The 12,210-nt window shown below is 71.5% G+C and carries 10 protein-coding genes; 6 read left to right on the top strand and 4 right to left on the bottom strand.

Annotated features, from left to right (window positions below):
* The first annotated feature begins 139 nt into the window (after nt 1–139).
* Nucleotides 140–445 (top strand): hypothetical protein, encoded by a 306-nt coding sequence (locus ACFWJ8_RS19715; RefSeq protein ID WP_378814750.1) that lies wholly within the window; start codon nt 140–142, stop codon nt 443–445.
* Nucleotides 446–451: 6 nt separating this feature from the next.
* Here the strand turns inward: ACFWJ8_RS19715 and ACFWJ8_RS19710 are convergent, their stop codons facing one another.
* Complete coding sequence (locus ACFWJ8_RS19710) at nt 452–1,168, bottom strand: IclR family transcriptional regulator (protein WP_378814748.1); 717 nt, start codon at nt 1,166–1,168, stop codon at nt 452–454.
* A 121-nt stretch (nt 1,169–1,289) separates the two neighbouring features.
* On the opposite strand from ACFWJ8_RS19710, the gene ACFWJ8_RS19705 reads away from it, so the two are divergent.
* The 3 genes from ACFWJ8_RS19705 to ACFWJ8_RS19695 all read left to right on the top strand — a co-directional run bounded on the left by ACFWJ8_RS19705 (nt 1,290) and on the right by ACFWJ8_RS19695 (nt 6,281).
* Entirely contained in the window at nt 1,290–3,182 is a 1,893-nt protein-coding gene (locus ACFWJ8_RS19705) for an FAD-binding monooxygenase (RefSeq protein WP_378814746.1), read from the top strand.
* A 123-nt stretch (nt 3,183–3,305) separates the two neighbouring features.
* A complete protein-coding gene (locus ACFWJ8_RS19700) occupies nt 3,306–4,748 on the top strand; it encodes an aldehyde dehydrogenase family protein (RefSeq protein WP_378814744.1) in 1,443 nt (480 codons plus the stop codon).
* A 3-nt stretch (nt 4,749–4,751) separates the two neighbouring features.
* Nucleotides 4,752–6,281 (top strand): GMC family oxidoreductase, encoded by a 1,530-nt coding sequence (locus ACFWJ8_RS19695; protein WP_378814742.1) that lies wholly within the window; start codon nt 4,752–4,754, stop codon nt 6,279–6,281.
* Between the two features lie 58 nt (nt 6,282–6,339).
* On the opposite strand, the gene ACFWJ8_RS19690 is transcribed toward ACFWJ8_RS19695, so the two are convergent.
* The 3 genes from ACFWJ8_RS19690 to ACFWJ8_RS19680 are packed head-to-tail and all read right to left on the bottom strand — an operon-like array spanning nt 6,340 to nt 10,355.
* Nucleotides 6,340–7,983, bottom strand: coding sequence for an amidohydrolase (locus ACFWJ8_RS19690; protein WP_378814740.1), 1,644 nt, complete (start codon nt 7,981–7,983; stop codon nt 6,340–6,342).
* Nucleotides 7,984–7,985: 2 nt separating this feature from the next.
* Nucleotides 7,986–8,819 (bottom strand): molybdenum cofactor biosynthesis F family protein, encoded by an 834-nt coding sequence (locus ACFWJ8_RS19685; RefSeq protein ID WP_378814738.1) that lies wholly within the window; start codon nt 8,817–8,819, stop codon nt 7,986–7,988.
* A 54-nt stretch (nt 8,820–8,873) separates the two neighbouring features.
* Nucleotides 8,874–10,355: an APC family permease gene (locus ACFWJ8_RS19680; RefSeq protein WP_378814736.1), complete on the bottom strand. Its 1,482-nt coding sequence runs from the start codon at nt 10,353–10,355 to the stop codon at nt 8,874–8,876.
* 240 nt (nt 10,356–10,595) lie between these two features.
* Between ACFWJ8_RS19680 and ACFWJ8_RS19675 the strand changes: the two genes are divergently transcribed.
* The gene (locus ACFWJ8_RS19675) at nt 10,596–11,369 is read left to right on the top strand and encodes an SDR family NAD(P)-dependent oxidoreductase (protein ID WP_378814734.1); all 774 of its coding nucleotides are present in this window, start codon (nt 10,596–10,598) and stop codon (nt 11,367–11,369) included.
* Nucleotides 11,370–11,380: 11 nt separating this feature from the next.
* Entirely contained in the window at nt 11,381–12,193 is an 813-nt protein-coding gene (locus ACFWJ8_RS19670) for an SDR family NAD(P)-dependent oxidoreductase (RefSeq protein WP_378814732.1), read from the top strand.
* The last annotated feature ends 17 nt before the right edge of the window (nt 12,194–12,210 follow it).

The raw sequence follows: 12,210 nt of genomic DNA, 5'->3' as shown, positions 1-12,210 counted from the left end.
CGGATCCCTTGAGACTTCAGACGGATGAGAGGCCGTATGTGTCTCGCGCTCCTGCGCTGCGTGCCCATTTTTCGAGCACCGGCGGGCATCGATGCCACCGGACGAAACCGAGTATAGGTCGTGCGCCAAGATGGGAGACATGAAGACGATCCAGCTGCGCCGCTACACGCTCGTCGACGGGGAGTACGACGCGTTCGTCGACTGGTGGAAGGGCAGCATGCCGCGCGTGCGCCCGGCCGCCGGGTTCACGATCGAGTTCGCCTACGGCATCCCCGAGACGAACGAGTTCGTGTGGGCGGTCAGCGCCCAGGGCGACGAAGAGGCGTTCGTCGCGCTCGAACAGGAGTACCTCGCGTCGGACGCCCGTGCCGCGGTGTTCGCCGGCGTCCCGCAGCGCGTGGCGGAGTACAACATCCGCTTCGTGTCGGAGTTCGCGACCGTCTGAAGCGGCTCAGCCGCCGAGCGCCTCGCTGATCGCGGCAGCGGAGCGGGCCAGCCGGCGCGCGATCGCGTCGGGGTCTGCGGGGCTCGACACGTGGACCACTGCGATCGCTGCGGGGCGCTGGCCGCCGCGCAGCCGCAGCGGCACCGAGATCGCCTGCACGGTCGGGATGACCTCGTCGTGGCTGGTCGCGTAGCCGCGCTGTGCGCACTCGGCGATCTCGGCACGGAGCCGTTCGCCGACCTCGACGGGCCAGTCCGCGGGGGAGAGGGTCGACAGGATCGCCTTGCTCGGCGCGCCGACGGTGATCGGGTGCCGCGCCCCCGGCCGCTGGGCGACCGTGGCGACGGCGTGGCGCGGCTCGACGCTCGCCAGGGTGATGCACTCGTCGCGGTCGAGCACGGCGAGGAAGCATGTCATGCCCAGCTCGTTGGCGATGGCGGTGAGCTCGGGCAGGGCTTCGGCCTGCAGGTCGTGCGCGACGCCCGCGGCGAGGGCGGCGATCCGAGCGCCGAGCTGCACGCGCCCGGCCGAGTCGCGTGCGACGAGCCCGTGGTCCTCGAGCGTGCGCAGCAGTCGGTACGCGACGGATCGGTGCACCTCCAGACGTCCGGCGAGCTCGTCGATCGTGAGCGGCTCACGCGCGTCGGCGAGGACCTCGAGGATCCGGATGCCGCGGCTGAGCGTCTGCGAAGCGGGCGCGGTCGTGCCCTCCGGCCTTGTCATGCGGCATCCCCTTCGTATACGATCTGTTCAATAGTAGAACGGCGTGTTCGAATATAGAACACGACCGCTCCCTCCCGCAAGACATCGCCGTCAGGCCGACACCGCCGTCAGAGGAGTCACGATGCAGTTCCATCACCACGGGTACGTCTCCGGGGATCCGCGCGTCCAGGACGCCGCCGGCACCGGCGTCGACCGGCCTGCCGAGCTCCCCGACGAGATGGACGTGCTCATCGTCGGCTCCGGGCCCGCGGGCATGCTCCTCGCAGCGCAGATGTCGCAGTTCCCCGGCGTGACCACGCGCATGATCGAGCGTCGCGACGGTCGTCTCGTGCTCGGCCAGGCGGACGGCATCCAGCCCCGCAGCGTCGAGACGTTCCAGGCCTTCGGCTTCGCCGAGCGCATCATCGCCGAGGCGTACAACATCGGGTGGATGAACTTCTGGGGCCCCGACCCGGCGCAGCCCGAGAACATCGTGCGCACCGCGCGCACCGAGGACTATGCGTTCAAGATCAGCGAGTTCCCGCACCTCATCGTCAACCAGGCGCGCGTGCTCGACTACTTCGCCGAGGCCGCCGCGCACGGACCGGGCCGCATCGTGCCCGACTACGGCATCGAGTTCGTGGGTCTGACGATCCACGACGCGGGGGAGTACCCCGTCGAGGTCCGTGTCCGCCACACCGCGGGCGAGCGCGCCGGACAGGAGCGCACCGTCCGCGCCAAGTACGTCGCCGGCTGCGACGGCGCCCGCAGCGGCGTGCGCGAGGCCATCGGCCGCAAGCACCTCGGCGGCATCTCGGCCCACGCATGGGGTGTCATGGACGTGCTCGTCAACACCGACTTCCCCGACTGGCGCACCAAGTGCGCCATCAACGCCGAGGCCGGCAACATCCTCCACATCCCGCGTGAGGGCGGGTACCTCAGCCGCATGTACATCGACCTCGGCGAGGTCGCCGACGACGACGACCACCGCGTGCGGCAGACGCCGATCGAAGAGGTCATCCGCAAGGCGAACGCGATCCTGCACCCGTACTCCATCGACGTGAAGCAGGTCGCGTGGCACAGCGTCTACGAGGTCGGGCATCGCGTCACCGACAAGTTCGACGACGTCGACGTGGACCAGGGACATGCGCCCCGCGTGTTCCTCACCGGCGACGCGTGCCACACCCACTCGGCGAAGGCCGGGCAGGGCATGAACGTGTCGATGCAGGACGGCTTCAACCTCGGCTGGAAGCTCGGGCACGTGCTCACCGGCCTCAGCCCCGCCTCGCTGCTGGAGACCTACTCGGCCGAGCGCCAGCCGGTGGCTCAGCAGCTCATCGACTTCGACCGCGAGTGGTCGTCGCTCATGGCCCGCAAGCCCGAAGAGATCTCGGACCCGCAGGAGCTCGCCACGTTCTACCTCGGCACCGCCGAGTTCCCGTCCGGCTTCATGACGCAGTACGGCCCGTCGATGGCGGTGGGGGATGCCGCCCACCAGGGCCTCGCGTCCGGCTTCCCGCTGGGCAAGCGGTTCAAGAGCTCCGAGGTGGTGCGCGTGTGCGACGGCAACCCGGTGCACCTCGGCCACCACGCCACGGCCGACGGCCGGTGGCGGATCTACGCCTTCGCCGACGCAGCCGCGGCGGGTGCGGCATCCACCCTCTCGCAGTGGGCGGAGTTCGTGGCATCCGACGCGTCGCCGCTGGCCCGCTTCACGCCGGAGGGAGCCGACGTCGACGCCGTCTTCGACGTCAAGGTCGTGTACCAGCAGCCCCACGAGGACGTCGACATCATGGCGGTGCCGAAGCTGTTCCTGCCCCAGACCGGACCGCTCGGACTCATCGACTGGGAGAAGGTCTACGCGGCCGCGCCCAGCGCGTGGACCTCGACCGACATCTTCGACGAGCGGGGCCTGTCGCGCGACGGCGTCGTGGTCGTCGTGCGCCCCGACCAGTACGTCGCCGCCGTGCTGCCGCTCACCGCGCACGACGAGCTCACGGACTTCTTCGCGGGGACGCTCCTGCCCCAGCGCTGACCGTTCGCGGGGGGTCATGCGCACAGCGCTCCCAGACAACCGCGGGCCACGGCCGGCTGCCCACAATGGAGGGCAGCCGGCCGTCCGCGTCGGCGCACGCGCCGCGATCCGAAGGAGACGCCGATGTCCGATTCCACCCTGGTCCTCGACGAGGCCGCACTGCTCGCGCGCATCGCCGCGCCCGAGGGGGAGGGGCGCGAGATCCTCGACGCCGCGACCCGCGAGGTCATCGGGCGCGTGCCGGTGCAGACCGCGGAGCAGCTCGACGACGCCGTCGCCCGCGCGAAGGCCGCACAGGCGGCGTGGGAGGCGCTCGGCCACGAGAGGCGCGCGGAGCTGCTGCTCGCCGCGGCCGATGCCATCGACGCCAACGCCGAGGAGCTGGCGCGGCTGCTCTCACGCGAGCAGGGCAAGCCGCTCAACGGCCCGAACGCGCGCTTCGAGGTGGGGGCGTGTTCGGCGTGGCTGCGCTCCAACGCCACGACCGTGCTGGAGCCGCAGGTCCTCGTCGACGACGAGAACCTCCACGCCGAGCTCGTGTACAAGGCGGCCGGCGTCGTCGGGGCGATCAGCCCGTGGAACTGGCCGATGATGATCTCGATCTGGCAGATCGGCCCGTCCCTGCGCATGGGCAACACCGTCGTGATCAAGCCCAGCAGCAACACGCCGCTCAGCGTGCTCGCGCTCGTGTCGATCATGAACGACGTGCTGCCGGCCGACGTGCTCATCGCCGTCTCGGGCCCGGGTGCCATCGGCGGACGCCTGGCCGCGCACGCCGACGTCGCCAAGGTCATGTTCACCGGATCGACCGAGGTCGGGCGCCAGATCATCGAGAGCTCGGCCGGCAACCTCGCCCGCCTGACCCTGGAGCTCGGCGGCAACGACGCCGGCATCGTGCTGCCCGGGACCGATGCGAAGGCGATCGTGCAGGACCTGTTCTGGGGCGCCTTCATCAACACCGGTCAGACGTGCGCCGCCCTCAAGCGCCTGTACGTGCACGACTCGGTGTACGACGAGGTCGTGGACGCGCTCGCCGAGGTCGCCGCGCAGACGCCCATGGGCCCGGGGCTGGACGAGGCCAACGTACTCGGCCCGGTGCAGAACCAGGCCCAGTTCGACATCGTGAAGGAGCTCGTCGAGGACGCGAAGGCGCACGGCGGCCGCGTCGTCACCGGCGGCGAGCCCGCCCCCGAGCTCGGCGAGCTCTTCTATCGGGCGACCATCGTGGCCGACGTCACCGACGGCGTCGCCCTCGTCGACGAGGAGCAGTTCGGTCCGGTCCTGCCCGTCATCCGCTACAGCGACGTCGACGACGCCTTCGCGCGCGCCAACGCCGCCGACGTCGGGCTGGGCGCCTCGGTGTGGTCGAGCGACCCCGACCAGGCTCGCGCGTACGCGACGCGCATGCAGTCGGGCACGGTGTGGATCAACTCGCACGGCGGACTGCACCCGATGGTGCCGTTCGGCGGCGTGAAGGGCTCGGGCTACGGCCTGGAGTTCGGCGTCGAGGGGCTGAAGTCCGTCGCGGTGCCGCAGGTCGTGTCGGGCCCTGGCCGCAAGGGCTGAGCCGTGACGACAGCGATCGTCGTCGGGGGCGGGTCGGCGGGCTCGGTCGTCGCGCGCCGGCTGGTGGATGCCGGCGTCGAGGTGACGCTGCTCGAAGCCGGTGGCGAGGACTCCAATCTCGCGATCCATGACCCCATGCGGATGGGGGAGCTGTGGCACAGCCCCGACGACTGGGACTACTACACGGTGCCGCAGGAGCACGCCGCGGGCCGGCGTCTGCACCTGCCGCGCGGCAAGGTGCTGGGCGGCTCGCACGCGCTCAACGCCATGATCTGGGTGCGCTGCGCGCCGCAGGACTTCGACCACTGGGCGTCTCTCGGCAACGAGGGGTGGGCATGGGACGACGTGCTGCCGGTGTACCGGAGCATCGAGACGTTCTCGGGCGGAGCATCCGGGCTGCGCGGGGGTGACGGCGTCCTGCCGGTCACCGACGGCTATCCGCTGGTGCCGATCCAGGCGTCGATCGTGGAGGCCGCCGTGCAGGCGGGGCTGGAGCACAACCCCGACTACAACGGCGACCATCTCGACGGGGTCTCGCAGGAGCAGGTCACGATGCACGTGGACGGCTCGGGCGGCACACGCGCCAACACGTGGACCGAGTACCTGAAGCCGGTCCGCGAACGCGTGGACATCCGCACCGGGAGCCACGTGCACTCCGTGATCGTCGAGGGCGGCCGCGCCGTCGGCGTGCGCTTCCGGCAGGACGGCGAGGACCGCGAGTTGCGGGCCGATGTCGTCGTGCTGTCGGCGGGCGCGCTCGACTCGCCCGCCGTGCTGCTTCGTTCGGGCATCGGTCCGGCCGACGAGCTCGCCGTCCTCGGCATCGAGGTCGTGCACGACGCCCCCGGCGTGGGACGCAACCTGCACGACCACCTCCTGGCGCCGGTGATCTTCCGCACCGACGCCAAGCCGGTCGGCCCGCCGACGCCAGGGGTGTCGGTCACGCAGACGCACCTGTTCTGGCGGTCGCTGCCCGACCTCGAGGTGCCCGACACGCAGCCGATCCACTTCTCGGTGCCGATGTACGGCGAGACGCTGGAGCCCGCCGGCGACGACGGGTTCTCTCTCATGGCGGGGATCGTCACCCCGAAGAGCAGAGGCATCGTGCGCCTGTCCGGCGCCGGGCTCGACGACCCGCTGCTGATCGATCCGCAGGTGCTCGCGGACGCCGACGACGTGCGCTCGCTCACCGCCTCGGTGCGGCAGTGCCGCTCGATCGGCCGCCGTCCCGCGCTCGCCGAGGAATGGGGCGCCGTCGAGGTGTACCCCGGCCCGGAGGTGGACGACGACGAGCTCGACGAGTACGTGCGCCGCAACGTCGCGACCTACCACCACCAGGTCGGCACGTGCCGCATGGGCGTGGATGCCGAGGCCGTCGTCGATCCGCGACTGCGCGTCGCGGGGATCGAGGGGCTGCGAGTGGTGGATGCGTCGATCATGCCCCGCATCACGACCGGCAACACCAACGCGCCCGCAGTTCTGATCGGCGAACGGGGTGCCCGGTTCCTGCTGGAGGACCTCGGACTGGCCTGAGCACGAACACGAAGCGGGGCGTCCGATCCGGACGCCCCGCTTCGGTGCACGTGCGGCTCTAGTCGGCGACGAACACCCGGCGCCCGGCGAACCAGGTCTCGAGTACGCGCGTGCTGACGATGGCCTCGGCGGGACCGGCGACGAAGTCCCGGTCGACCAGCACGAAGTCGGCCGACTTGCCCGGTGTGAGCGAGCCGGTGACCTCGCCCAGCCCCATCGCGCGGGCGGCGTTGACGGTGAAGACCTCGAGGGCCTCGTCGGCCGTGATCGCCTGCTCGGGCCAGAGCACGCCGGGCGCACGCCCGAGCGGGTCGGCCCGCGTGACGAGACCCTGCATGCCCTCGAACGGGTTGGGAGACTCGCTCACGGGCCAGTCCGACCCTCCGGCCACCAGGGCGCCCGCGTCGATCAGCGACCGGTTCGGCTGCGAGTGCTCCGCGCGATCATGCCCGAGCACTTCGGCCAGCGCCGTCGGGATCACCCCCGGGAACCAGATGAACGGCGAGATGTCGGCGGCCACGCCGAGCCGCGGCATCCGGTCGATGTCGTCGTCGGCGAGGAACTGGCCGTGCGCGATCTGCACCGGCGTCTCGATGCCGTCGGCGCGCAGACGCTCGACGACGTCCAGCAGCAGGCGCGCCGACCCGTCGCCGGTGCAGTGGACCTTGGCGCCGAGGCCGCGCGCGGCGATCGATCGCAGCCAGGACTCGAGCTCGGCGGCATCCATCGTCGTCGTGCCGTGAAAGTGCGCACCGTGGGCGTCGTCGGAGACGTAGGGGTCGAGGAAGGACGCCGTACGCGCCGGCGGCACGCCGTCGAGGAAGATCTTGACGAAGTCCGGCCGGTGGTGGGTGGAGCGGTACTGCTCGCCGAGCGCGACGAGCGGCTCGCCGACCGGGTCGAAGCCGAAGATCTCGTCGTTGACGGTCAGGCTCGACACGACCCACGCGTCCAGTTCCGCTGCCTCGTCGAGCGCCTGCAGCGCCGCGAGGATCTCGCGCGACACCGCGGCGTCCTGGAACGCCGTCACGCCGTACGCGCTGAGCATCTCGACGCCGCGGCGCGACGACCGCCGGTGCTGTTCGGGGGTGAGTCCGCCGCCGCGCGCGAGCGCTTCCTCGACCGGGATGCCCGCCGCCTCCAGCAGCACGCCGGTGGGTGCGCCGTCGTCCGGGTCGAGCACCGTGACGCCGCCCTCGGGGATGCGGCCGGCGCCGATGCCGGCGAGGTCGAGCGCGCGGGAGTTGGCCCACCGGTTGTGGCGACTGTCCTCCATGATCACGGCGGGACGACCACCCGCGGCCTCGTCGAGCCGGGCACGGACGGCCGAGCTCGACAGCTCCGCCAGCAGCGTGCTCGGGTACGGGCCGCCCGAGATCCACGCGTCCTCGGGCAGCGTGGCGGCGTACTCCCGCACGCGGTCGAGGATCCCGTCGAGCGACAGGCCGGCCGGCAGCGACAGCTCGTAGAGGTCGGTGCGCCCGGCCAGCGCGTGGTGGTTGTGGACATCCACGAAGCCCGGGTACACCGCGGCCCCGGCGAGGTCGCGCACCTCGGTGCGCTCGCCGCGGTGCGCGAGCACCTCTTCGGCGCTGCCCACGGCGAGCACCTGCCCGCCGCCGAAGGCGATGGCCTCGGCGACAGGCAGGCTCCTGTCGGCGGTGCGCACGACACCGGCGGTGAGGATGAGGTCGGCGACCATCGTCAGCGCTCCAGGGGGCGAGACGGGTCGTACTCGGCCGGGTGAACGGTGTTCGACAGCAGCCGGCCGTGTGCGCCGAAGGTGAAGTGCGTCGGGATGCCGCCGTCCTCGCCCTCGCCGAACAGCACGCCGTGCGACCGCAGCGCGCGCTGGTCGCGGTGGTCGGCGATCGTCACCGATCCGCACGGGATGACCTTCTCGCGCCACGTGAAGACGTAGATGCCGGGGCGCACACGCCACACCGTGTTCTCGTCGGTGTCGGCGAGGCCCTGTTCGGGGCCGGCCAGGCACTGCCACGAGTACCAGTGCGGCGAGAGGTAGACGTGCTCGTACGCGTGCACACTCGAGTACACCCACAGCACGCGCCGGCCGATGAGCTCGGTGGTCGGCGCGGGCGCGTCGCCCGTCTGCTCGAGCTCCTCGATGCGGCCGAGGCCGAACAGGTGCTGCACGGCGACGTGCTCGCGTGTCTTCTCGCCGAGGACGCTGAGCACCGCGAGCGCGTACCCGCTGCGCAGGTCGAGGATGAGCGACACCGCCTCGTTCGGCAGGTAGTCGTGGTGGAACTGGGCGTAGTAGAGGTCGTCGTCGACCCGCACGACCTCGCACGCGTCCGTCTGCGCAGCGGGCGCCGTCGGGTCGCCGTCGCCCGGGGCGTAGTCCCACGACACCGTGCCGGGGCTGAAGGTGTGCGCGATGCGGGTGCCGCGCTCGTCGACGACGGTGAAGGTGCGACCGTCGAGGTCGCTCGACTGCTCGGCCTTGCTCGCGTCGAAGCCGGGGGCGAGGCCGTCCAGGGGGAGCCAGGTGGACGTGTCGGACAGATTGACGGTCATGGGTCTCTCTTCTCGGTGGGGAAATGGATGCCGGGGCCGGTGCCGGACGACGCGTCACACGTTGGGCTCGGGGATGTGGCGGGCCTCGTCGCCGTGCGACACGTGCACGTTGAACTTCTCCAGGTCGGTGGCCAGCGCGTCGTAGACGGCCGGCTTCGCGCGCCGCAGGTACGCGGCGTAGACCAGCCCGCCGACGACGGCGAGGGCGAGCAGCCACGGCAGCAGGAGGATGACGGGGTTCTCGGTGCCGGCGACGACGTTGAAGTTGACGATGGCGAGCACCGCGATCGACAGGAGCCCGATGAACCCGAGCCCGGGGGCGATGAAGGTGCTCCACCAGCGCGGGTCGCGCTGTCGCCGGAACCACACCGCGATCGACAGCGCCGCCAGCGTCTGCAGCACGATGACCGACAGGGTGCCGATGCCGAGCATCGCGGGCACGACGACGAGGATCGGGTCGAGCCCCGCCAGCGCGAAGCATCCGGCGACGATCGCCGCGAACAGCGCCTGCACGAGCCCCGCGACCTGCGGGGCGCCGTTGGGGCGGGTCCGCGCCAGCGCGCTGGGCAGCACGCGCGCGCGGCCCAGGGCGAACAGGTAGCGCGTGGCCGAGTTGTGGAACGCGAGCATCGCGGCGAACAGGCTCACCAGCAGCAGGATCGTGGCGATGATCGACATGGGCTCGCCGAGGTACTGGGCGATGAGCGAGAACAGCAGGTCGCCGGCCTCGAGGTGCTCGAGCGAGGCCTGCTGCGCGTTCGCGACACCGGTGGCGCTGACGACCGCCCACGTCGAGATGCCGAGGATGAGGGCGATCGCGATGATGGCGGTGTACGTCGCCCGGGGGATCGTCTTGAGCGGGTTCTTCGCCTCCTCGCTGAACAGCGCGGTCGCCTCGAAGCCGAGGTAGCCCGTCGCCGCGAGCAGCAGACCGATCGGCAGCGAGCCGGAGAACACGGCCTCGGGGCTGAACGCCGCGACGTCGAAACCGGTCTGCACGAGCACCGAGATGTCGAACACGACGAGGATCGCGACCTCGAGCACGAGCGAGACGCCGAGCACCTTGGAGCTGAAGTCGATGCCGGTGCGGGCCATCACGAAGCACACCGCGATGGAGAGCAGTCCCCACAGGTACCAGTGCATGTCGAAGCCGGTCAGCTGGGCGATGATGATCTGCATGAAGAAGCCGCTCGTGCCGATCGTGCCGACGACGAACAGGTTGTAGCCGAGCGTCGCGATGAGACCCGCGATGAGCCCGCCGGTGCGGCCGAGGCCCTTCACGACGAATGCGTAGAACCCGCCCGCATTGGCCAGCTGCTTCGACATCTGTGCGTAGCCGACGGCGAACAGCAGCAGGATGACGGCGACGATGAAGAACGACGCCGGTGCGCCGCCGCCGTTGCCGAAGGCGATCACGAGGGAGGCGACCACCACGATTCCGGTGAGCGGTGCGACGGCCGCCAGGACGAGGAAGACGATCCCGGCGACGCCGAGCGCGTTGCGGCGCAGTCCTGTCGGGGAAGCGGGTGCGGTCACGGCGGCTCCTTTGCCTGTGTGCGTGTGCTGATGCGCGGCTGCTGCGTGCCGCTGCGGGGAGCAGCGGCGGGACGAGGCCGGGCGACCTCGTCCTTCGATTGTCGGAGCGCGGCCCGATCGGTGCTTGTCGCTGAGTGTGCGGGACTGTTGCGCCAGCGCAGGGAACGCTCCGCACGGCTGCGCTCCGATGCATGATCGGTGCGACGCCCGCCCTGGGCGTCTCAGAGGCGGAGGTCGTCGATGGACATGCGCATGCAGGGCCGCAGGGTGCTCGTCACGGGCGCAGCGGGCGGGATCGGCCGCGCCGCCGCGCGTGCGTTCGCCGCAGAGGGCGCGCACGTCGCCGTGACGGATCGGGATGCCGCCGCCCTGACCTCCCTCGCGACCGAGCTCCGCGCGACCGGGGTCCCGGCATCCGCCCATCCCGCCGATGTGACGATCGAGGCCGACGTCGCCGCCGCCGTGCGGGCCGCGGCCGCCGACCTCGGCGGCCTGGACGCCGTCGTCATGTGCGCCGGGATCTCGGGCCCCGTCGGCACGATGCTGGCAGACACCGCGACCGCCGCGTGGGACGCCGTGTTCGACGTCAACGTGCGCGGCGCGTTCCTCGTGCTGCGCGCCGCGATCCCCGCCCTGCGTACGGCGGGCGGCGGAGACGTCGTGGTCGTCGCGAGCGACTCCGCACTGCTGGCGGCGCCCGGCATGGTGCCGTACTGCGCCTCGAAGGCCGCGGTGCTGCAGCTCGCGCGCGCGGCCGCGGTCGAGCTGCAGGGTGTCGGCATCCGCGTCAACGCGATCTGCCCGTCGATCGTCGACACGCCCATGAGCCGCGGCGACCTGGGAATCGACGGGGACGACCCCGCCGGCTTCGCGGACTCCGGCTATCCGGTGCAGACGGCCGCCGAGGTCGCCGCGCAGCTCGTCTTCCTCGCCTCGCCGGTCTCGCGGCCGGTCAACGGCGCGGCCCTCGTCTCGGACTTCGGGTACTCCGCCCGGTCGAGCTTCCCCGCCTGAAAGGACACCCCATGGGATACGCAGGAGCAGACGTCGCCGGAAAGGTCGTGCTGGTCACCGGCGGCGGCACCGGCATCGGCGCCGCGATCGCCGAGCGGTACGCGGCCGAGGGCGCCCACGTCGTCGTGGTCGGCCGTCGCAAGGCCGTGCTCGACGAGGTGGCCGAGCGCATCGGCGCGCTCGCCCTCGTCGCCGACGCCGCTGACGCAGCGAGCGCCCGCGGAGCCGTCGAAGCCGCCGTCGCGCGCTTCGGACGACTCGACGTGCTGGTCAACAACGCCGGCGGCCACGGGTTCGCGTCCGTCGGCGACACCGACGACGCGTCGTGGGCGTCGTCGCTGCAGGCGAACCTCAACACGGCGTTCGTGATGTCGCGCGAGGCGCTGCCCGCGCTCGTCGAGTCGAATGGCCAGATCGTGATCATCTCGTCGCTGGCAGGTCTGTTCGCCGGGCCGTCGGTGGCGGGGTACACGGTCGGAAAGCACGCGCTGATCGGACTCACCAAGACGCTCGCCCGCGACTACGGCCGTCACGGCGTCCGGGTGAACGCGGTGTGCCCGGGGTGGGTGCAGACGCCGATGGCCGACGCCGAGATGGACGAGTTCGCGGCGCACGCGGACCTCGCTTCGCGGGAGGCGGCGTACGCGACGGTCACCGCCGACGTGCCGCTGCGGCGCCCGGGCGCACCCCGCGAGATCGCCGCGGTCGTGCGCTTCCTCGGCTCGGGCGAGTCGTCGTACATGAACGGCGCCGTCCTCGTCGTCGACGGCGGCGCCCACGTGGTCGACCTGCCGACGATCGCGTTCGACCACGCCGGCATGTGACACGGAGGAGGGGGTGG

The sequence above is a fragment of the Microbacterium sp. NPDC058389 genome (assembly GCF_042722305.1).
Classification (GTDB): domain Bacteria; phylum Actinomycetota; class Actinomycetes; order Actinomycetales; family Microbacteriaceae; genus Microbacterium.
Note: the sequence above shows the minus strand (reverse complement) of the source record. Positions and strands in the feature narration are given on the sequence as shown.